The organism is Parasphingopyxis sp., from assembly GCF_052168275.1.
GTDB lineage: Bacteria > Pseudomonadota > Alphaproteobacteria > Sphingomonadales > Sphingomonadaceae > Parasphingopyxis.
Genome location: NZ_JBQLZM010000111.1, coordinates 1 through 19,743 on the forward strand (window position 1 = coordinate 1; position 19,743 = coordinate 19,743).

Genomic DNA, 19,743 nt, shown 5'->3' on the forward strand with positions numbered 1-19,743 from the left:
CATTCCGGGCCTGCAGATCAACGGCATGGACGTGCTCGAAGTGCGCGGCGCGGCGGAAGTGGCGCTCGACTGGGTGCGGAGCGGGAAGGGGCCGATCCTCCTCGAACTCAAGACCTACCGGTACCGGGGTCATTCGATGTCCGATCCGGCCAAATACCGCTCGCGCGAGGAGGTCCAGTCGGTGCGCGAGAAATCGGATCCGATCGAGGCGATCAAGAAGGAGCTGGAGGCGGCCGGCGTGAGCGCCGACGAAATGAAGGCGACCGACAAGGAGATCAAGGCGATCGTCGCGGAAGCGGCGGACTTTGCCGAAAGCTCGCCCGAACCCGATCCGGACGAGCTCTATACCGACGTTCTGGTGGAGCAGTATTGATGGCGGTCGAGCTGAAGATGCCGGCCCTGTCGCCGACGATGGAAGAAGGCACCCTGGCCAAATGGCTGGTCAAGGAAGGCGACGAGATCAGCGCCGGCGACATCATGGCCGAGATCGAGACCGACAAGGCGACGATGGAGTTCGAGGCGGTTGACGAGGGCGTGCTGGCGAAGATCCTCGTCCCGGAAGGCACGGACGAGGTGCAGGTCGGGACTGTCATCGCGATGCTCGCGGAAGAGGGCGAGGATGCGGATGCCGTCGAAGCGCCGTCCGACACGGGGAGCAGCGAAGCCGCCACAGCCGATCCCGAGCCGGCCGAGGCCGGGAGCGAACCCGACGCGGCGGAGGATGAGGATATCGCGCCGCCCGCACGACCGGAAGCCGGCGCGCGCGCGTCCGATCCCGATATTCCCGAAGGCACGAAGATGGTCACGCTGACCGTGCGCGAGGCGCTGCGCGATGCGATGGCCGAGGAAATGCGCGCCGACGACCGGGTGTTCGTAATGGGCGAGGAGGTCGCCGAATATCAGGGCGCCTACAAGGTCACCCAGGGGCTGCTCGAAGAGTTCGGCGACAAGCGCGTCATCGACACGCCGATCACCGAATATGGCTTTGCCGGCGTCGGCACCGGTGCGGCGATGGGCGGATTGCGCCCGATCGTCGAATTCATGACCTTCAATTTCGCGATGCAGGCGATCGACCATATCGTCAATTCGGCGGGCAAGACCAATTACATGTCGGGCGGGCAGATGCGCTGCCCGATCGTCTTCCGCGGTCCCAACGGCGCGGCCTCGCGCGTCGCCGCCCAGCACAGCCAGAATTACGGTCCCTGGTATGCGAGCGTGCCGGGGCTCGTCGTCATCGCCCCCTATTCGGCCGCCGACGCCAAGGGCCTGCTCAAATCGGCGATCCGGACGATCGATCCGGTCGTGTTCCTCGAGAACGAGCTGCTCTACGGCCAGAGTTTCGAGGTGCCCGATCTCGACGATTACGCGCTGCCGATCGGCAAGGCGCGGACCGTCCGCTCGGGCAATGACGTGTCGATCGTCAGCTATTCGATCGGCGTCGGCATCGCGCTCCAGGCGGCGGACAGGCTGGCCGAAGAGGGCATCGAGGCCGATGTGATCGACCTGAGGACGCTGCGACCGCTCGATGAAGCGGCGGTGCTCGAAAGCCTGTCGCGGACCAACCGGATGGTTGTCGTCGAGGAAGGCTGGCCGACCTGCTCGATCGCCTCGGAAATCGCCGCGATCTGCATGGAAAAGGGCTTCGACGATCTCGACGCACCGGTCACGCGGGTGACGAATGAGGACGTGCCGATGCCCTATGCGGCCAATCTCGAGAAGCTCGCGCTGGTCGATGCCGACAAGGTCGTCGCCGCGGCGAAGGCGGTGTCCTACCGTTAACGGCCCCGGAATCCCCGCTTAGCGGGTGAGCCGCAACCGGCCGATCCCGGCGCCGATCCTTTCGAAGACATCCTCGAGGTCCGTGCCGTCGCTGGTCTCGAAATGACCGCTGCTCGTCGCGCAGGGCTCGATATCGCTGGTATCGGCGACATCCAGCGCGATGACCCAGATCGTGATCCCCATCGATTTCGCGCGGCTGCAGGCGGACTGGAACCGCGCGACATGTTGCGCATTCAGCCCGAGCGTGGAATCGACCCGGTCATCTTCATCGTCGACGCCATAGGCGGAGTAGGTGCTGCCGCTGGTCGAGATGATTCCGTCGGTCATGAACACGATATGCTTGCTGACCGGCAGACCGTTGTAGGTTTCCGGGTTGGATGACGCGAACATTCCGGTGGACGACAGGAAACGCGCACCCCAGATCAGCCCGACATCGTGATAGGTCGCGCCGCCGACATATCCCGTCACCGTATCGACCATGCTCTCATAGGAACTGGCGCTCGCATATTCGGCCAGCTGTCGCGCGGGCCGCGGGCAGGCGGACGAACCTTCCGCCTCTTGGGCCGACGTATCGTAGGGCGCCCATTGTCGCGCCGCATCGCTCGTCGATACGGCATCGATATCGTCGCGGCTCACATCGGTCGAAATGCTGATCGGCGATCCGCTGCGGCCGATCGTCGCCCGTTCCTCGATGCAACCATAGCCCGTGTTGGTGGAATAGGAGCCGTAGCCGCGCCAGGACGCCAGCCAGGAGGTGCTGTGGTCGACTTCCTCGAGCGCATATTCGTTCCCCGTACAATCCCAATAATAGCCGGAATAATAGCTGTATTTCTGCACGCAGAGGCCGGTATCCCGCTGGTAGGCCGCAGGATCGCGAATCCAGGCGGAATCGAGCGCACGCGCCACGTTGACGGTCACCGAATAGGGCATGAAGCCATAGCGTATACGGGTACCCGCGCCGCCTCCGGAGAGCGCATTGTAGAGCCCGACGGCGCCGTCGCGGAGGCGGCCGATCTTGGAGTTCGACATCGTATACCAGCAGGACGAATAGCCCACTGCGCAATTCATCGAGCCGGTCACGTCGAGAACGAGCATGATGTCGGCATTGCCGTGATCCTGGTTGGCATCGCATGACACGTTGATCGGGATCGCGGCCATGCCGAAAATGGACATCAACGATGTCGGTATGTCGGCGCTCGCGGTTACTTCGACGGTGGAACTGTCGCTCGTGCTCTGCGCAACCGTCCGCACGATATTCTGCGCGTTCATCGTCGTGGATGGAAAGTTGAAATCGAAGAAGCGCTCGCCTTCGGCCTGCGCGCCGCTGTCGAAGATCGCGCCCGTCATCTCGCTCCGCGCGGCGAGGGCGGCGGCGTCGCAGGCGTTCTGGAGCTTGGCCTGCGCCATATAGGCGCGGCTCATGTCGAGACCCGATCCGATCATGGCGGCGATCGGGATCATTGCCGCCGCCGTCAGCGCCAGCGTGTTGCCGCGCCTGTCCCGTCGCAAGCGGGCGAGACAGGAAAGGCGAACGGGTTCGGAAGGGGTTCTGTCTGTCGGAGATGAGCGACGCATCGATATCCTCGTGGGTTGGACACAGTGTGTCCCCCCACGGGACGAGAGGCGTTTAGATCAGATGCGGTTAATTTTGCGTTTCAGCGCCGGGAGTTGGCGCCGTAATGCAGTACTCGGCCGGGCTGCGTCAGCAGCTGCTGACGGTCAAGCCCTGCGTGTTGGTGATGTTCTGGTTCGTGCGATCGCGTACCGTAAAGGCGCTTTCGTAGCGGATCTGCCGGGTACCGAGGATGCCGAAGGTCGGGAGCAGCGGTTGATAGTTGTAGGTCACCTCCACGAACATCACCGCGGTCCCGTCGGCGGACGTGATCTTGTTGCCGGTCGGGCCCATGCCCAGTTCCAGCGAGTCGTCCGTGCGGCCGTCTCCCTCGACGCCGTAGGACGGCGTTATGGAGGTCAGCTGGCCCATGCAGCGCTGCCAGTTGATCATCTGGCCTTCGTCCGAGCCGGTCTGGTTGTTGGGCTGCAGCGAAGAGAGAACGATCCGGCCGTTCTGCGTAAAATCGATGGAATTGCCGACCAGCGCGGCGCCGGCGAAGACTTCCTGGATGTTCGCTTCGTCGATCGCCGTGTCGACGCGGCCGGCATTGTCGGCGACCGTCATGGCGATCTGGCTGACCCGGAGATGGGCGAGCGCATAGTTCGCGGTTTCCAGTCCGCCGAATATCAGGGCCAGCAGGATCGGCAGCGAGAAGGCGAACTCGATGAGCGCGACGCCCTCGCTGTCGCGCTTCAGCCTGCGCACCCCGGCGAACCGGTCGAGAAATTTCCGTGTCGTCATGGTCCGCACACCGTTGGAGGAACCGCCTGGTCCGCATAAGGCTGGTTGCGGACCGCCGCCCGGGCGTTGATCGTATAGTTGGCGGGTACGCCGATCAGCGTCGTCACCGGAACGATCCGCGGCATGGTAACCGTCACATCGTAATAGACGACGTCGTCCGCGCCGCCCTGACCGCCGGCCCCGGCGCTCAGGTCGAATGCGCCGTTGCTGTTGATATCTTCGAAGCAATCGCCGTCGGCGGCGTCGTACTGGCCGTTGCCGTTGACGTCAGTCAGCAATTTCTCCGCATTTCCGACGCCGGAAAACTCGTAGAAATTGGTCTGGTTGATCGTGTAGCTGGCGTTGCGGGCTATATTGTTGACGCGGTCCTTGATCGCATTCTCGATCCGCTCCTCCGTCGTGGTGCCGGTATAGCCCGAGAAATCGGGAGTTTCGACGGTTGCGGTGCGAGCCACGTCGTTGAGCACGCCCTGAAGCTGCGCACGGACATAGGCCTGGTAGCCGAGATCGAACGCGCCGAGCAGCACGATCATCAAAGGCACGACCAGCAGGCCGAACTCCGTCGCCGCCATGCCGCTTTCGTCGCGGCCCAGCTTGTGGCGGATGGGTGCGAACATCCTCATTGCGTCAGCCTCAGTCGGCCGATGCCGGCGCCGATCCGCTCGAACACCTGTTCGAGATCGCTGCCGTCGCTGACGAAGAAATGGCCGCTGCTCGTGGCACAAGGCTCGATTTCGCCCGTGCTACCGAGATCCAGCGCGATCACCCAGATCGTCATCCCCATCGATTTGGCGGCGCTGCAGGCCGAGAGAAAACGCGCGATGTGTCGGCTTTCCTGCCCTCCGCTGCCGGTGATGCGGCGATCGAAATTATAGTTGCCATAGCTGGAATAGTTGCTGCTCGTCGGCACGAGGTCGCCATCGGTCAGGAACACGATATGTTTCGCAACCGGAATACCGTTAAATGTCGTCGGGTTACGGGATGCGTTGATGCCGTTCGAGGAGAGCAGGCGCGCCGCCCAGATCAGGCCCAGATCGTGATAGGTATTGCCGGCCACGACCGCAGTCGCGTCATTGATGGCGGTCTGATAGGCACTCTCGCTGCCATAGGTCTGCAGACGCGTTGCCGGCGACGGACACCAGCCGTCATCGTCATATTCATTTTCGTTGGGATCCCACCGACCATATTGCCGCTCCTGGTCGCTGCCATTGATCGCGATGTCGTCAATGTCGGCCTGACTGACCGTCGGCTCGATATCAAAATCGCCATTGTTGAACGAGTTGCCGATCGTCGGGCGCTCTTCGACGCACGCGTTTCCGCTCTGCCGGAACGCGCTAAGGCTGTTGCCGGTGTTCCCGCCGTCATTCCATTGGGACGCCGTGATGTGGACCGCGCTCAGGCCGTAACCGTTGCACCGACCGCGCCAGTCCCAACTGTTGCATTTCGGGTAATAGCTGTCGCGGAGAATGTCGCGATTGCGAAGCAGTCCTCCGACGTTCACGTTCATCGAATAGGGAACGATCCCGTAGCGAGTCCTCGTATTGGTCACACCGGCCAGCGCGCGGTACAGGCCCAGCGCGCCCGTCCGGAGCCGGCTGATCTTGGAGGCACCGCCGCCGCTCGGGGAACTGTTCATCGACCCGGTCACGTCGAGCACGACCATGATATCGTTGTTGCCGTAGTCCTGGTTGGCTTCGCACTGGATCGAGATCGGAATGAAATCCTTGCCGAAGAGCGCCATGACCGATGTGGGAATATCGGCGCTGGCCGTTACCACGACGGTCGTATCGTCAGTGGTGCTTTGCGTCACGGTACGGGTGACGTTCTGCGCGTTCATCGTTGTCGAAGGAAAGTTGAAATCGAAAAAGCGTTCGCCTTCGATCCGGGCGCTTGCGTCGAAGACGGCACCGGTCATCTCGCGGCGCGCACCGAGCGCGGCGGCATCGCAGGCGTTCTGCAACTTGGCCTGCGCCATATAGGCGCGGCTCATGTCGAGACCGGACCCGATCATGCCGGCGATCGGCACCAGCGCGGCGCCCGCCATGGCAAGCGTGTTGCCGCGGCTGTCGCGCCGCAACCGTGCAAGAAAAGAATTCGGTTTCGCGACTCCGCGCGAAGCTTTCTTTTTCAGCCACTTACCCATTGTCGTCCCCTGCCTGATCGGCATATTTCACCCACGTCCCAGATCGTTATGAACGGACAACCTTAAGCAGCCGTCTCGCGGAAGGGTTAACGCCATGTTTGCCATGTCGGCCGACGGCACTAGGAACGCTGAGAATGGAAGATACTCTCGCCGACCCCGAACGCGCGCTCGCGCTGAGCTACGCACCCGCAAAAAGCGCCGGATATCTGCGGACATTGTGGATGGTGGACGAACGGTTCGGATCGATCGTCGCGGGCACGAGCGAAGCGACGATCGGCGAAATGCGGCTGCTCTGGTGGCGCGAGGCGCTCGCCGGACAGGATGCGGAGCTGCGCCGGGCCGAGCCGCTGCTCGAGAAGGTTGCGGAAACGCTCGCGGCGACGGGCGCCAGCGGAGCGGAATGGGGCAGGATGGCCGAAGGATGGTTCGCCCTGCTGCAGGAGCCGCTCGAACCGGCCGATCTGCGGCGGTTCGCGGACGAACGCGGGGGTCGGCTGTTCGCCCTGTCGGCGACGCTGCTGGCCGCGGAAACACCCGGCTTCGTGGTCGAATCCGGGCGGGCCTGGGCCTTGGCTGATCTCGCCTGCCGCGTCACCGATCCCGGTATCGCTGCCGCCGCCCGCACGATGGCCTCCGGCATATTCGCCGAGACCGGCACGCCGACCTGGCCGCGCGCGCTGCGCCCGCTGGGCGCGCTCGCGATGCTGGCGCGATGGGATACCGCGGCGGACGGACGTCGCCAAGGTTCGCCGGCACGAGTGGCCCGGATGGTCTGGCATCGGCTTACCGGACGTTAGCGGGGCTTTGTGCATCGCGTCCAACGCGCTAGGATTGCCGGATAGAGGAGGCTGTCCATGGGACGCTATTTCGCGGGAGCGGTATCGGCCATGCTGCTGATCGCCGCGGGGTTGTTCATCTGGGAAAGCATCGCGCAGCAGGACGAGCCGCCGCCGCCGGTCGCGCCGCCGCCCGAGATCGCACAACCCGATCCGATGACCGCCGGCGAACCGCAGGGAACCGGGCCCCCGCCGCCCGAAGCCACCGAACTCACCCGAGAACAGAGGCGGTTCGGCCGGTATGACCGGGATCGGGACGGTGCGATCACGCGGACCGAGATGATGAGCAGCCGCACGAACGCCTTTCGCCAGCTCGATACGAACGGCGACAACTACCTGACCTTCGAGGAGTGGGCGGTGCGGACCAGCGAACGGTTCGCGAGTGCCGACGCGGACGGATCGGGCGCGTTGACTCCGCAGGAGTTCGCCACGACGCGACCGCGCCGGTCGGCCGCCAGCCGCTCTCGCTGCAATTGTTGAGTTGACGCGGGCGTTTAAGCGCGAAACAGAGGGGACATGCGAACCTTCATCCCTGCCTGCGCAGCCCTGCTTGCGCTCCCGCTCATTCCCGCCGCGGCGTTCCATCAAGCCGATGAAGCGGCTGCAATGTCTTATGCGACCGAGCTCGCCGCGCTGCGCGCCGATCCGCAAATGGAAGCGGCCTTCGCGCATATTGCCGGCAACCACGAGGCGCGGTTGCGGGATCTCGTTACGCTGACCGAAATACCGGCGCCGCCCTTTGCGGAAGAAGCGCGCGGCGCGGCCTTTGCGGACATGATGCGCGCGACCGGCTTCGGCGAAGTGACTGTCGACGAAGTCGGCAATGTCGTCGTCCGGCGGGCCGGAGCGGCCGGCGCGGGAAGCGTGATGATGGTCGCGCATCTCGACACCGTGTTTCCGGCGGAGACGGACGTCACCGTGCGGATCGAGGGCAACCGCTACACGGCGCCCGGAATCGGCGACAATACGCGCGGCGCCATCATGATGCTCGAGCTGGCGTCGGCGATTGCCGCCGCGGATATCCGGACCGAAAAGGACATCATCCTCGTCGGCAACGTCGGCGAGGAAGGGCTCGGCGATCTGCGGGGCGTCCGTCATCTCTTCCGGGACGGCGCCGCGCGTCCGGAAAGCTTCATCGCGATCGACGGCGGGGACGAGGCGCGGCTCGTCATCAGCGCCGTCGGATCGAACCGCTACCGGGTCACTTTCAACGGTCCGGGTGGCCACAGCTGGGGCGATTTCGGCGACGGCAATCCGCATCATGCCGCCGCGCGCGCGATCACGCGCTTCGTCAACGCGGCGCGGCCGATCACGCAGGAAGGCCCGCGCTCGAGCTACAATATCGGCCGGACCGGAGGCGGGACCTCGGTCAATTCGATCCCGTTCGAAAGCTGGTTCGAGGTCGATATGCGATCCGGCAATCCCGAAAAACTCGCCGCTCTCGATGCGGTTTTCCAGCGAGCGATGATCGACGGTCTGGAGGCCGAGAATGCCGTGCGCGGCGACGGGGATCTTCTGACTGTCGAGATCGAAGCGATCGGCCAGCGGCCGGCGGGCGAGGGCGATCCCGCAGCACCTCTCGTCCAGCGCGCGCAAGCCTTGCTGCAGGCCGTGGATATCGAGCCGCAACTGGTCGCATCCTCGACCGACGCGAACATACCGATCTCGCTCGGCATCCCCGCGATTACGATCAGCCGCTGCGGCACAAGCGCGCGGGCCCATTCGCTGGACGAATACTGGATCGACGATGGCGACGTACCCGCGTGCACGATGCGCGGCCTGACGCTGCTGGTCGCCGAGGCCGGACTGGTCTCCGCCGACTAGGCGGCGGCCTTGCGGTCGATCCGGCCGACCCATTCCGCCATCGCGGCGCGGGCCCGGCTCGTCATCGCTTCCTTGCGCTGCTTCTTGTGGACCCGCCCAGCCAAGGGAGGGAACAGCCCGAAATTGACGTTCATCGGCTGATAGTCGCGCGCGTCGGCGCCGCCCGTGATGTGACCGAGCAATGCGCCGAGCGCAGTTTCCGGCGGCGGGGCGGGCAGCGTTTCGCCGCGCAGTTCCGCCGCCGCATAGCGCCCGACCATCAGTCCGACCGCCGAACTCTCGACATAGCCCTCGCAGCCGGTGATCTGTCCGGCGAAGCGGATATGCGGCGCGCGTTTGAGGCGCATTTCGCTATCGAGCAGCTTGGGCGAGTTGATGAAGGTGTTGCGATGCAGCCCACCCAATCGCGCGAATTCGGCCTTTTCGAGTCCGGGTATCGTCCGGAACAGTTCGACCTGCGCGCCGTGCTTCAGCTTGGTCTGGAAACCGACCATGTTCCACAGCGTGCCGAGCGCATTGTCTTGGCGCAATTGAACGACCGCATAGGGCCAGCGGCCGTTCGGGAATTCGGGCGTGGCGCTATGGGGATTGTCGAGCCCGACCGGCTTCATCGGGCCGTAGCGCAAGGTGTCGACGCCGCGCTCGGCCATCACTTCGATCGGCATGCAGCCCTCGAAATAGGGCGTGTCCTTCTCCCAGTCCTTGAAGTCCGTCTTTTCGCCGTCGATTAGCCCCTGATGGAACGCCAGATACTGCTCCCTGTCCATCGGGCAGTTGATGTAATCGTCGCCGTCTCCCTTGTCCCAACGGCTCGCCATCCAGCAGATGTCCATGTCGATGCTGTCCTTGTGGACGATCGGGGCGATGGCGTCGAAAAAGGCGAGGGCGTCCGCGCCCGTCGCCGCGCCGATGCTTTCGGCCAGCGAAAGGGCGGTCAGCGGGCCGGTCGCCACGATCGTCGGGCCGCTGTCCGGCAGCGTATCGATCCGTTCGCGGACGATCTCGATATTGGGATGCTCGGCCAGCGCCTGCGTCACCGCGTCCGAAAAGCCGTCGCGGTCGACGGCCAGCGCCGATCCGGCGGGCACCTTGTGCGCATCACCGCAGCGCATGATGATCGAGCCGAGGTCGCGCATCTCCTGGTGCAGCAGGCCGACCGCGTTGCGCTCCGCATCGTCGGACCGGAAGCTGTTCGAGCAGACCAGTTCGGCGAGCCCGTCTGTCTGGTGCGCGGGGGTCATGTCTCCGGCGCCGCGCATCTCGGACAGGCGCACCCGCACGCCCTGCTCGGCGAGCTGCCAGGCGGCTTCGGACCCGGCAAGGCCGCCGCCGATGATATGGATCTGATGGTCGCTCATTCGTCCGACGTCCGCAAAACTCTCAAGGTTAACGGCGCTGCGTTGCCTTGCCCCGATCGACTGGTACAAGTGCGGCGCGCAACAAGGGGCTGTAGGACATCATGACCGAAGAATCATCCTCAAAAGCGGGCGATCTCTCCCCGGCGATCCTCGTCCTCGCGCTGTTCGCGGGGCTCAGCTATTATCTGGCGACGCGGTTCATCGAGCCGTCGGCATTGCTGATCGCCTGGAAGGGCGCGGGCGTCGGGCTGCTCGCGGTATGGGCGGCGATGCAGGCGCGCAGTCTCGACGGCTGGTTGCTGGCGCTCGTGATGGCGCTCGGCGCGACCGGCGACGTGCTGCTCGATGCCGTCGGGATGGTGCAGGGCGGCATGGCCTTCATGGCCGGCCATCTGATCGCGATCACGCTCTTCTTCCGCAATCGCCGGCCGCAGACGACATTGAGCCAGAAATTGCTGGCCATCCTGCTGGTTCCCGTCGTGATCTGGCTGTCCTGGTCGTTCCCGGCCGACCGCGAGATGGCGACGGGCGTGGCGCTCTACGCGACGCCGCTCGCCTTCATGGCGGCGCTGGCCTGGATCAGCCGCTTCTCGCGCTATCTGACGGGCATCGGCGCGTTGCTGTTCGTGGTGTCCGACCAGCTGATCTTCGCGCGGATGGGACCGCTGGCGGATTCGCTGATTCCCGGCCTGCTGATCTGGCCGCTCTATTTCACCGGCCAGGCTATGATCGCGATCGGCGTCGTGCGGACGCTGGCCGGGCGGGACCCGGCCTAAGCGGCAGGCTGCGCGCGGCGCCGCCCGGCGGGCGACTATCCGGCCTGGCGATACGCGCCGATCGTCGTCCTGTGGAGCAGCCGGTCATGGCCCTCATAGCCGCCGGTGGCCTTGTGAAGCACCGAGCGGTTGTCCCACATGAGCAGCATCTCGGGTTGCCACTTGTGGCGATAGACGAAGCGGTCCTGCGTCTGCCACGCATAAAGGTCCATCAGCAGGGGCAGGGCGTCCTGTTCGGCCATGTCCGCGATACCCGCGATATAGCCCACCGTGCCATAGATCCCCGCCCGCCCGGTTTCGGGATGATCCCGGATAATCGGATGAAGCTGCGTCGCCTTGGCATCCTCGGAGGGGCGGATGTCCATCGATCGGCCCGCGTCCTTCTCGCCATACATGCCCTCGGGCGCATAGGCGTTCTTCGCCGAATGGATCGCCATCTTGCCGTCGAGCCGCGCGCGCAGATCGTCCGGCATGGCGTCGAGCGCGGCATGCTGGTCGGCGAAAAGCGTATCGCCGCCTTCGGGCGGAATGGTGATGCCGTAGAGGCAGGTGCCGGCGGGCGGATGTTCCTGGAAGCTCCAGTCGGTGTGCCAGTTCTCGGCGAACAGCGGCGCCGTCTCGCCGGCATCGCGCTGCACGGCGATGATATGCTCGCGGCCCGGAATAGGGGCGATGAACGGATCCTCGCCGAATGGCCCGAAATAGAGCGTGAAGCGTTCGAGATCGTCGTCGGTGAGTTTCTGGTCCGGAAAGCTCAGGACGTGATGTTCGAGCCAGGCCGCCCGGATTTCGGCCACCATATCGTCGGACAAAGGCCGTGCGAGATCGACGCCGGTGACCGCCGCGCCGCAAGCCTGACCGGAAGGAGCGATCTCAAGCGTCACCGCTTGCCTGCTTGCTCGCTTCGATCTCCGCCGTCACGGCCTCTTCCGCGGCGTCCTCGGGATCTTCCTCTTCGTCGATCAGCGCGACGCCGACGACCTTCTCGCCCTTCGCCACGTCGAGCAGCGTCACGCCGGCCGTGCTCCGACCCATCACGCGGACATCGCTGACGTTCATCCGGATCAGCTTGCCCTGGTCGGTGATCAGCATGACCTGGCTGTCGTTGCTCGCCGGGAAGCTCGCCACGACTTTGCCGTTGCGCTTGATATTGTCGATATTGACCACGCCCTGGCCGCCGCGCTTCGTGACGCGATATTCATAGGCGCTCGAGCGCTTGCCGTAGCCGTTGGCGCAGACCGTCAGGATGAATTCCTCCGCCGCGATCATCTTCGCCATGGTTTCGGGCGGCAGTTCGGGATCGTTGTCGTTGTCCTTCCAGGGCGCGGCCCTCAGATAGGCGTCGCGTTCCTCGATCTCGGTGCCCGTCGCGCCCATGACGGAAAGCGAGATGACCTCGTCGTCGTCCTTCAGCGTTACGCCGCGCACGCCGGTCGCCGTGCGGCTGGCAAAGGCCCGGACATCGGTCGCCGCGAAGCGGATCGCCTTGCCGTTGCGTGTGGCCAGCAACACATCGTCGCCCTCCTGGAGCAGCGCCACGCCGATCAGCTTGTCGTCGCTGTCCTCGGCGAAGCGCATCGCGATCTTGCCGTTGGACGGGATATTCTCGAAAGCATCCATCGAGTTGCGCCGGACGCTGCCCTGCGCGGTGGCGAACATGACGTGGAGCTTCGACCACTCTTCCTCGTTTTCGGGAAGCGGCAGCACCGTGCGGACAAATTCGTCCTCGGCGAGCGGCAGCAGGTTCTGCATCGGCCGGCCCTTGGTCTGCGGCCCGCCTTCGGGCAGTTTCCACACCTTCATCCGGTAAACCTGACCCTTGTTCGAGAAGAAGAGCACGGGCGTGTGGGTCGAGGTGACGAAGAGCCGCGTGACGACATCCTCGTCCTTCGTCGCCATTCCCGACCGGCCCTTGCCGCCGCGCTTCTGGGCCCGGAAGGTCGCGAGCGGCGTGCGCTTGATGTAACCGGAATGGGTGACCGTCACGACCATCTCTTCGCGGGCAATCAGATCCTCGTCCTCGATATCGAAGTCGCCAGCCGTGATCTCGGAAAGTCGCGGCGTCGCATATTGCTCGCTGATCTCGTCGAACTCCGCGCGCATCACGGCGTAGAGCTTCGCCCGGTCGCCGAGAATATCGAGCAGTTCGGCGATCTTCGCGGCCAGCTCCTTCAGCTCCGCGCCGATCTCGTCGCGGCCGAGCGCGGTCAGGCGATGGAGCCGCAGTTCGAGGATCGCCCGCACCTGCGCGTCCGAAAGCTGGTATACCTCGCCTTCGATCGCGGTTTCGACCGCCTCGACCAGCTGGATATAGGGCCGGATCTCGCCGATCGGCCATTCGCGGGCGAGCAAAGCCGCGCGCGCTTCGGCCGGGTTGGCCGAGCCGCGGATGATCCGCACGACCTCGTCGAGATTGGTGACCGCGACGACCAGACCGAGCAACAGATGCGCCCGTTCCCGCGCCTTGAACAGCTCGTACTTGGCGCGCCGCGTGATGACCTCTTCGCGGAACTTGATGAAGGCCTCGATGATATCGCGCAGCATCAGCGTTTCGGGCCGGCCGCCGCGGATCGCGAGCATGTTGGCCGGGAAGCTCGATTGCGCCGGCGTGTGCCGCCAGAGCTGGTTGAGCACGACCTCGGGCGTCGCGCTGCGCTTCAGTTCGATCACCACGCGCACGCCGTCCCGGTTCGATTCGTCGCGAATGTCGGAAACGCCCTCGATCCGGTCGTCCTTCGCCGCTTCGGCGATCTTTTCGACGAGCCCCGACTTGCCGACCTGAAAGGGCATCGAGGTCAGGACGATCGCGCGCTTGTCGCCCGCTTTTTCCTCGATCTTGTGGCGCGCGCGCATGATGATCGACCCGCGGCCCGTCTCATAGGCCGCACGGGCGCCCGAGCGGCCCAGGATCAGCGGTGCGGTCGGGAAATCGGGGGCGGGGACGATTTCCATGAGCTCGGCATTGGTGATCGCCGGATTGTCGATGAACGCGCGGCAGGCGTCGAGCACTTCGCCCAGATTGTGCGGCGGGATGTTGGTCGCCATGCCGACGGCAATGCCGCCGGCGCCGTTGACGAGAATGTTCGGAAAGCGTGCGGGAAGGACCTGGGGTTCGCTGCGCGACCCGTCATAGTTCGGGGTGAAATCGACAGTATCCTTGTCGAGATCGTCGAGCAGCGTCATCGCGACCTTGTTGAGCCGCGCCTCGGTATAGCGCATCGAGGCGGGCGGATCGGGATCCATCGAGCCGAAATTGCCCTGGCCGTCGATCAGCGGCACGCGCAGTGACCAGTCCTGCGTCATCCGCGCCAGCGCATCGTAGATCGCGCTGTCGCCGTGCGGGTGGTAATTGCCCATCACGTCGCCGACGATCTTCGCCGATTTGCGATAGGGTCGCCCGGCGACGAAGCCGCCTTCCTGACAGGCGTAGAGGATACGGCGGTGGACCGGCTTCAGTCCGTCGCGGACGTCGGGCAGCGCACGCGCGACGATCACCGACATCGCATAGTCGAGATAGCTCGCCTTCATCTCGTCGACGATATTGATGGGGCTGATATCCGACGGACTCGCCATGGTAATCTGCTCGTCGCTCAAAGCGTCACTTTCCTCTACGAAATAATTGCGGAAACCCTAGCAAAACCGCTGGAAATTGGCGAGCCGAAACCCGGTTTTATCCACAGATTAGATGGGATCGATTAGGGGGCGATTTCCTCGCCGTCCCAGGCGAAAATATGTCCGCTGTCGGCCGGCTTCAACCCGTCCAGCACATCCAGCAGCTGGAGCGCGGCGCGCTCGGCATCGAACAGCTGTTTCGACGGCACGTTGCGCTGGAAGGGCCGGCTGAGCGGCGTATCGACGGTTCCGGGGTGCAATCCCACGACGATCGACCGGTCGTTCCTGCGCTGTTGCTCGATCGCGAGGGTGCGGATCATCATGTTGAGCGCGGCCTTGGACGCCCGATATCCGTACCAGCCGCCGAGCCGATTGTCGGAGATGCTGCCGACCCGCGCGGACAGCGCGGCGAAGACCGTGCGTCCCTTCGCCGGCATGGCGGGCAGGAAATGCTTGGCGACCAGCGCCGGCCCGATCGTGTTGACCGCAAAGTTGCGGGCCAGCCAATCGGCATCCAGATCGCGCATCGTCTTTTCGGGACCCAGATCGCCGTCGTTAAGGATGCCCGTCGCGACCAGAACCAGCGAGGGGGCAGGGGCGCCGGCACACCGTTCGGCCGCCGCGGCGATGCTCTTTTCGTCTTCCAGGTCGATATGGGTGTCGCCCTCGGACGCGCGCGCCAGCCGGATTACGCGGTCATACACGCCTTCTTCCTCGAGCGCGTCGGCGAGCGCGCCGCCGATCCCGCCCGACGCGCCGATAACGACCGCGCGGCCGGTCATCGCCGGACGAAACGCCAGCGATTCTCGTCGGAGCCGTCCGCGACGAACCGGTAACCGTCGCTGTCGAAGGATTTCAGGGCTTCGGGGTCTTCCAGCCGATGCTCGCAGATATGGCGCGCCATCATGCCCCGCGCGCGCTTCGCCTCGAAGCTGTTGAAGCGCAAACCCTTGGGGCCTTCCTCGCGAAAATCGATCGTGATGACGCGCGCCGCCTTGACCGTGCGCGATCCTTCGACCGCCGCCCAATATTCGTTGCTGGCGAGATTGACGATCACGCCCGAACCATCCGCTTCGAGATCCTCGGCCAGCAGGCCGGCGATCTTGCCGCCCCAGAAATCGGTCAGCTTCTTGTAACGCGGCGCCCATTTGGTGCCCATTTCGAGCCGATAGGGGCGGATCGCGTCGAGCGGCCGGAGCAGGCCGTACAGGCCGGACAGGATGCGCAGATGATCCTGGGCGAACCGGATCGCCTCGTCGTCCAGCGTCCTCGCCTCGAAGCCGACATAGACGTCGCCGGAAAAGGCGTAGATCGCGGCGCGTTCCGGCTGCTCCCAGAAGTCGCGGTAGCGGCCATAATTCAGGTCTATCAGCTTGTCCGAAACGGGCATGATCTCCTGCAGCCTTTTCTTCGTGAGATTCGATGCAGCGGAGACGAGCCGCTCGGTTTCCTCGGGAAAGCGGGGCGACGTGGCTTCCAGCGGCGCCTTGCCATCGAAGTCGAGCGATTTGGCCGGGGAGATAAGTGCAAGCATGGGGTCCGGTTAGCCGCTTGAGTCTTCGGGGTCAAAACCCGTCTTTCCCGTTGAAAACGAACGGTTCAACCGCCGTTCAGCGTGAATCGTAGAGTAATGCCGCCATCCTACGCAACTTGTTCTCCGGGCCATCCGTTAGTAGCAGGACTATTGACGGCCGTTTTCCAGGCCTAAGAGTTTTTTGGGAGAAGAATTTTTATGAAACGGGTTTCAACGAAAAGTCTCGCCGCCGCGCTGGTGTTTGCCGGCATGACGATGATTGCCGCCGCCCCGGCCGCCGCCATCCAGGAAGGTGAGGGCGGCGCGGAAGAGTTCGACGCGGGCGAAATAACCGACGGCGTGCGCGCGGTTGTGGTCGCCGCGCAGACCGCTCTCGAGGCGGAAGAGGGCGCCGGGCCGGTCGATACGGCTGCCGTTCAGTCGCAACTCGAGGCCGCCGTGCCGCTGATCCAGAATCAGGACGATCGGTTCATCCTGGGCCAGGTGATGCTGCAATTGGCTGCGAAAATTCAGCAGCAAGGCGGCACCAACGAACAGATCCAGCCGGTCCAGCTGCAGGGGCTTCGTCTGGCGCTCGACAGCAACCGGGTGGAGATCGCCCGCCGGCCCACCTACTGGCTCGCGATCGGCAACGCCGCGAACAGCGCCGGGGACAATTCCGGCGCGATCGAGGCCTATCAGAACGTGCTGCGCTACGATCCCGACAATGCCGATGCGTTGATCCAGACCGCCCTCGCGCACTTCAACACCAACAATCACGCCGCCGGCTATGACAGCGCGGCTGCAGCGTTCGCGGCGTTGCGGGCGGCGGGTCAGGAAATCCCGTCGAGCTGGCACACCGTGCCTTTCCGTGCGGCCTATCAGACCAACGACGTGCCGCGGGTTGTCCAGTTCGGCACCGCGCTGCTGGCCTCGCACCCGTCGCCGCAAAACTGGAACGAGGTGCTTCGGGTCTACCAGACCGCGGGCCGGCTGGACGATCAGCCGAACCTCGACCTGCTGCGCCTGATGCGGGCCACCAACGGTCTCGATGCAGCGAGCATCAACGAATATGTCCGGCTGGCAGCCCAGCGCGGTCTCCCTCGGGAAGCGCAGAGTGTCTACACGGCGAGCGTCGCGGGCGGCGCGATCCCGGCCAATCAGGAAATCGCGGCCGAACTCACGTCCAATGTCACGGCCGACCAGGCCGGGCTGACCGAGTCGGAGGCTGCCGCGCGCAGCTCGGCGGAGGGCCGCGTAGCGCTTAATACGGCCGATGCCTACGCTTCATACGGTGAGAGCACGAAGGCGCTCGAACTGTACGATCTCGCGCTGGAAAAGGGCGGCGTGGACGCCGGTGTCGTCAATCTGCGCAAGGGAGCGTTGCTCTATTCGATGGGACAGACGGCCGAAGCCCGCGCGGCGTTCGAGGCGGTGACCGGCGACCGCCAGCCGCACGCGGCCTTCTGGCTGCAATGGCTCGACGAGCAGGCCGGCGGGACTGCGGCGCCCGCTCCCGCCGAACCGGCAAGCGCCGAATAGACCGGGGCGCAGGACCAGAGGAAGAATTATGGGGACGGCGCGATGGTATCGCCGTCCCCATTTCTTTATGCGCTTGAAAAGACCGACAATAGATCGAGGACAGGGATGGTGAAGAAACTAACGGGGCTGGCATTTGCGGGGGCGGTGGCCATGGCCGTGCCCATGGCGGCGCCGGTCGCCGCTCAAGAGGCGCTGGCCTATGATTTGACCCAGGATGTCCGGAGCGCCGCGGAACAGGCGCAGACCGCGATCGCCCAAGGCAATTTCCCCTCGGCATCGGCCTATCTCAACCAGGCGGCCGCCGCCGCGCGGACCGACGGTGATCGCTACGTCGTTGCGAGCCTCCAGCTCGATGTCGCCAACCGGACCTTCAATACCGCGGCGCAGGTCGCGGCGATCAACGCACTGCTTTCCAGTCCTTTCGTGAGTGCGGAACAGAGCGCCGAGCTCTATTATCATCGGGCGCGCATCTCGTATCACGCGCAGAATGGAGACGCGGCCCGTGCGGACCTCCAGGCCGCCATCGATCGCGGGACGAGCAATCCCCGGATATTCATCGCCATGGCCAGCCTGATGGACGACCGCGGCGATCATGCGGCAGCGCTGTCGCTGGTCGAGCGAGCGTTCGAGATCCATCGGACGGCGGGCATCGCGATTCCCGCGGAATGGTACCGGCGGGCCATCCATTTCGCGCAGGAACTCGGGGACAATCAGCGGGTGCTGGCGCTCGGCCAGATGCTCGTCGCCGAACATCCGGACCGGCGCAACTGGCGCGACGTTCTCATCCAGCACCGGTCGGCCTATTCGGCCGATCCCGATGCGGCGCTGGATCTGTGGCGGTTGCAGGATGCCGCGGGCGCGCTGACCGGCGAGTTCGACTATCGGGATTATGCACGCGTCGCCCATGGCCGGTCGCTGCCCGCCGAGATCGAACGCATCGTTCAGGCCGGCCGGACGGCGAATATCCTGGACGGCGGCAATGCGGAGATCGCGACGCTGGACCGCGGGACGACGCGCGCGGCGCAGGCATTGCGTTCCGCCCTGCCGGGGCGCGCCGGTTCCGCGGCAAGCGCGGCGACGGGCGAAGCCGCGATGGCCGCCGCCGACGGCTATATGTCGCTGGGAGACTATGCCGCGGCGGCGCCGCTCTATCGCATGGCGGCGGAAAAGGGCGGGGTCGATGTCGAACTCGCCAATTTGCGGCTTGGCATGGCACTGGCGCGGGCCGGCGATGCCGCCGGTGCCCGGGCGGCGTTCGATCAGGTTACCGGTGTGCGCGCGTCGATCGCCCGGCTGTGGGCGGGCTATGCCGCACTGCCGCAGCCGGCGCCGCAACCAGCCCCCGCGCTTGCGGCCCAGCCCGAAACTCCCGGCACCTAGCTTTCATTATCGACCGGCACGCCGGGCAACGACTTGGCCGTGCGAATGGTCAGGGACGTTTTCACGCTCTCGACATTCGGGATCGTCGTCAGCTCCGAGGTCAGGAAATCCTGAAAATGCTGAAGGTCGCGGGCGACTATCTTGAGGATGAAATCGATCTCCCCGTTGAGCATGTGGCACTCGCGGACAAGCGGTAGCGAGGCGATATGGTCCTCGAACGCCCGCAGATCCTCCTCGGCCTGGCTTTTCAGGCTGACCATCGCGAACACGGTGATGCCATAGCCGAGCGTCCGCGGGTCGAGCTTGGCGTGATAGCTCTCGATCGCGCCGCTGTCTTCGAGCGCGCGGACTCGCCGGAGACAGGGCGGCGCGGTCAGGCCTGCACGCCGGGCCAATTCTACATTGGTGATGCGGCCTTCGTCCTGCAGCGTCGCGAGAATCAGCCGGTCAATATCGTCGAGCGCGGGCGATCCGGATTTCATAGTCTAATCCTTCAGAAAAACTGCCTCTGTTATAATTATATGTCCCGCAAAAGCAATTGTCCCAGTATCGCACGGATGAAAAAGGCAGCTTTCGTTAACCATAGGCCAAGGCTATCTGAAATGGCGGTGGTTTCCAGGGCGG

General features: G+C 64.8%; 18 protein-coding genes. 8 read left to right on the top strand and 10 right to left on the bottom strand.

Annotated features, from left to right (window positions below; translation table 11 throughout):
- Positions 1-373: thiamine pyrophosphate-dependent enzyme (locus ACTS1X_RS09790; protein WP_442614206.1), on the top strand; the 373-nt coding region annotated here is incomplete at its 5' end.
- On the top strand, positions 373-1,779 hold the full coding sequence (locus ACTS1X_RS09795) for a pyruvate dehydrogenase complex E1 component subunit beta (RefSeq protein ID WP_442614207.1): 1,407 nt from the start codon (positions 373-375) through the stop codon (positions 1,777-1,779). The genes ACTS1X_RS09790 and ACTS1X_RS09795, both read left to right, overlap by 1 nt.
- 18 nt (positions 1,780-1,797) lie before the next feature.
- Here the strand turns inward: ACTS1X_RS09795 and ACTS1X_RS09800 are convergent, their stop codons facing one another.
- The 4 genes from ACTS1X_RS09800 to ACTS1X_RS09815 all read right to left on the bottom strand — a co-directional run bounded on the left by ACTS1X_RS09800 (position 1,798) and on the right by ACTS1X_RS09815 (position 6,212).
- Entirely contained in the window at positions 1,798-3,288 is a 1,491-nt protein-coding gene (locus ACTS1X_RS09800; protein ID WP_442614208.1) for a pilus assembly protein TadG-related protein, read from the bottom strand.
- A gap of 193 nt (positions 3,289-3,481) precedes the next feature.
- Positions 3,482-4,135, bottom strand: coding sequence for a TadE/TadG family type IV pilus assembly protein (locus ACTS1X_RS09805; RefSeq protein ID WP_442614209.1), 654 nt, complete (start codon positions 4,133-4,135; stop codon positions 3,482-3,484).
- Positions 4,132-4,752, bottom strand: a complete 621-nt coding sequence (locus tag ACTS1X_RS09810) for a TadE/TadG family type IV pilus assembly protein (RefSeq protein WP_442614210.1) — start codon at positions 4,750-4,752, stop codon at positions 4,132-4,134. Before ACTS1X_RS09810 ends, ACTS1X_RS09805 begins: the two co-directional genes overlap by 4 nt.
- A gap of 2 nt (positions 4,753-4,754) precedes the next feature.
- Positions 4,755-6,212 carry a TadE/TadG family type IV pilus assembly protein gene (locus tag ACTS1X_RS09815; RefSeq protein WP_442614211.1) on the bottom strand — a complete coding sequence of 486 codons (1,458 nt, stop codon included), beginning with the start codon at positions 6,210-6,212 and terminating at the stop codon, positions 4,755-4,757.
- A 200-nt stretch (positions 6,213-6,412) separates the two neighbouring features.
- Here ACTS1X_RS09815 and ACTS1X_RS09820 point away from each other — a divergent pair, with 200 nt between their 5' ends.
- The 3 genes from ACTS1X_RS09820 to ACTS1X_RS09830 all read left to right on the top strand — a co-directional run bounded on the left by ACTS1X_RS09820 (position 6,413) and on the right by ACTS1X_RS09830 (position 8,938).
- Positions 6,413-7,075 carry a squalene/phytoene synthase family protein gene (locus ACTS1X_RS09820; RefSeq protein WP_442614212.1) on the top strand — a complete coding sequence of 221 codons (663 nt, stop codon included), beginning with the start codon at positions 6,413-6,415 and terminating at the stop codon, positions 7,073-7,075.
- A gap of 57 nt (positions 7,076-7,132) precedes the next feature.
- Positions 7,133-7,594 (top strand): EF-hand domain-containing protein, encoded by a 462-nt coding sequence (locus tag ACTS1X_RS09825; protein WP_442614213.1) that lies wholly within the window; start codon positions 7,133-7,135, stop codon positions 7,592-7,594.
- 126 nt (positions 7,595-7,720) lie between these two features.
- Positions 7,721-8,938 (top strand): M20/M25/M40 family metallo-hydrolase, encoded by a 1,218-nt coding sequence (locus ACTS1X_RS09830; RefSeq protein WP_442614214.1) that lies wholly within the window; start codon positions 7,721-7,723, stop codon positions 8,936-8,938.
- Here the strand turns inward: ACTS1X_RS09830 and trmFO are convergent.
- Positions 8,935-10,296, bottom strand: coding sequence for a methylenetetrahydrofolate--tRNA-(uracil(54)-C(5))-methyltransferase (FADH(2)-oxidizing) TrmFO (gene trmFO, locus ACTS1X_RS09835; RefSeq protein ID WP_442614215.1), 1,362 nt, complete (start codon positions 10,294-10,296; stop codon positions 8,935-8,937). The two genes, ACTS1X_RS09830 and trmFO, sit on opposite strands and share 4 nt — an antisense overlap.
- 101 nt (positions 10,297-10,397) lie before the next feature.
- On the opposite strand from trmFO, the gene ACTS1X_RS09840 reads away from it, so the two are divergent.
- Positions 10,398-11,072 carry a lysoplasmalogenase family protein gene (locus ACTS1X_RS09840; protein WP_442614216.1) on the top strand — a complete coding sequence of 225 codons (675 nt, stop codon included), beginning with the start codon at positions 10,398-10,400 and terminating at the stop codon, positions 11,070-11,072.
- A 35-nt stretch (positions 11,073-11,107) separates the two neighbouring features.
- Here ACTS1X_RS09840 and ACTS1X_RS09845 read toward each other — a convergent pair whose 3' ends face one another.
- The 4 genes from ACTS1X_RS09845 to yaaA all read right to left on the bottom strand — a co-directional run bounded on the left by ACTS1X_RS09845 (position 11,108) and on the right by yaaA (position 16,218).
- Positions 11,108-11,956, bottom strand: coding sequence for a TauD/TfdA dioxygenase family protein (locus tag ACTS1X_RS09845; protein WP_442614217.1), 849 nt, complete (start codon positions 11,954-11,956; stop codon positions 11,108-11,110).
- The gene (gene gyrA, locus ACTS1X_RS09850) at positions 11,946-14,645 is read right to left on the bottom strand and encodes a DNA gyrase subunit A (protein WP_442614218.1); all 2,700 of its coding nucleotides are present in this window, start codon (positions 14,643-14,645) and stop codon (positions 11,946-11,948) included. The genes ACTS1X_RS09845 and gyrA overlap by 11 nt, the downstream gene beginning before the upstream one ends.
- Before the next feature lie 122 nt (positions 14,646-14,767).
- The gene (locus tag ACTS1X_RS09855) at positions 14,768-15,466 is read right to left on the bottom strand and encodes an SDR family NAD(P)-dependent oxidoreductase (RefSeq protein ID WP_442614219.1); all 699 of its coding nucleotides are present in this window, start codon (positions 15,464-15,466) and stop codon (positions 14,768-14,770) included.
- Positions 15,463-16,218 carry a peroxide stress protein YaaA gene (yaaA, locus tag ACTS1X_RS09860; protein ID WP_442614220.1) on the bottom strand — a complete coding sequence of 252 codons (756 nt, stop codon included), beginning with the start codon at positions 16,216-16,218 and terminating at the stop codon, positions 15,463-15,465. Before yaaA ends, ACTS1X_RS09855 begins: the two co-directional genes overlap by 4 nt.
- A 198-nt stretch (positions 16,219-16,416) precedes the next feature.
- On the opposite strand from yaaA, the gene ACTS1X_RS09865 reads away from it, so the two are divergent.
- Both ACTS1X_RS09865 and ACTS1X_RS09870 read left to right on the top strand, forming a co-directional pair.
- A complete protein-coding gene (locus ACTS1X_RS09865) occupies positions 16,417-17,739 on the top strand; it encodes a tetratricopeptide repeat protein (protein WP_442614221.1) in 1,323 nt (440 codons plus the stop codon).
- A gap of 105 nt (positions 17,740-17,844) precedes the next feature.
- Positions 17,845-19,119, top strand: a complete 1,275-nt coding sequence (locus ACTS1X_RS09870) for a tetratricopeptide repeat protein (protein ID WP_442614222.1) — start codon at positions 17,845-17,847, stop codon at positions 19,117-19,119.
- Here ACTS1X_RS09870 and ACTS1X_RS09875 read toward each other — a convergent pair.
- Entirely contained in the window at positions 19,116-19,601 is a 486-nt protein-coding gene (locus tag ACTS1X_RS09875; protein WP_442614223.1) for an Lrp/AsnC family transcriptional regulator, read from the bottom strand. The genes ACTS1X_RS09870 and ACTS1X_RS09875 overlap by 4 nt on opposite strands.
- Positions 19,602-19,743 lie beyond the last annotated feature (142 nt).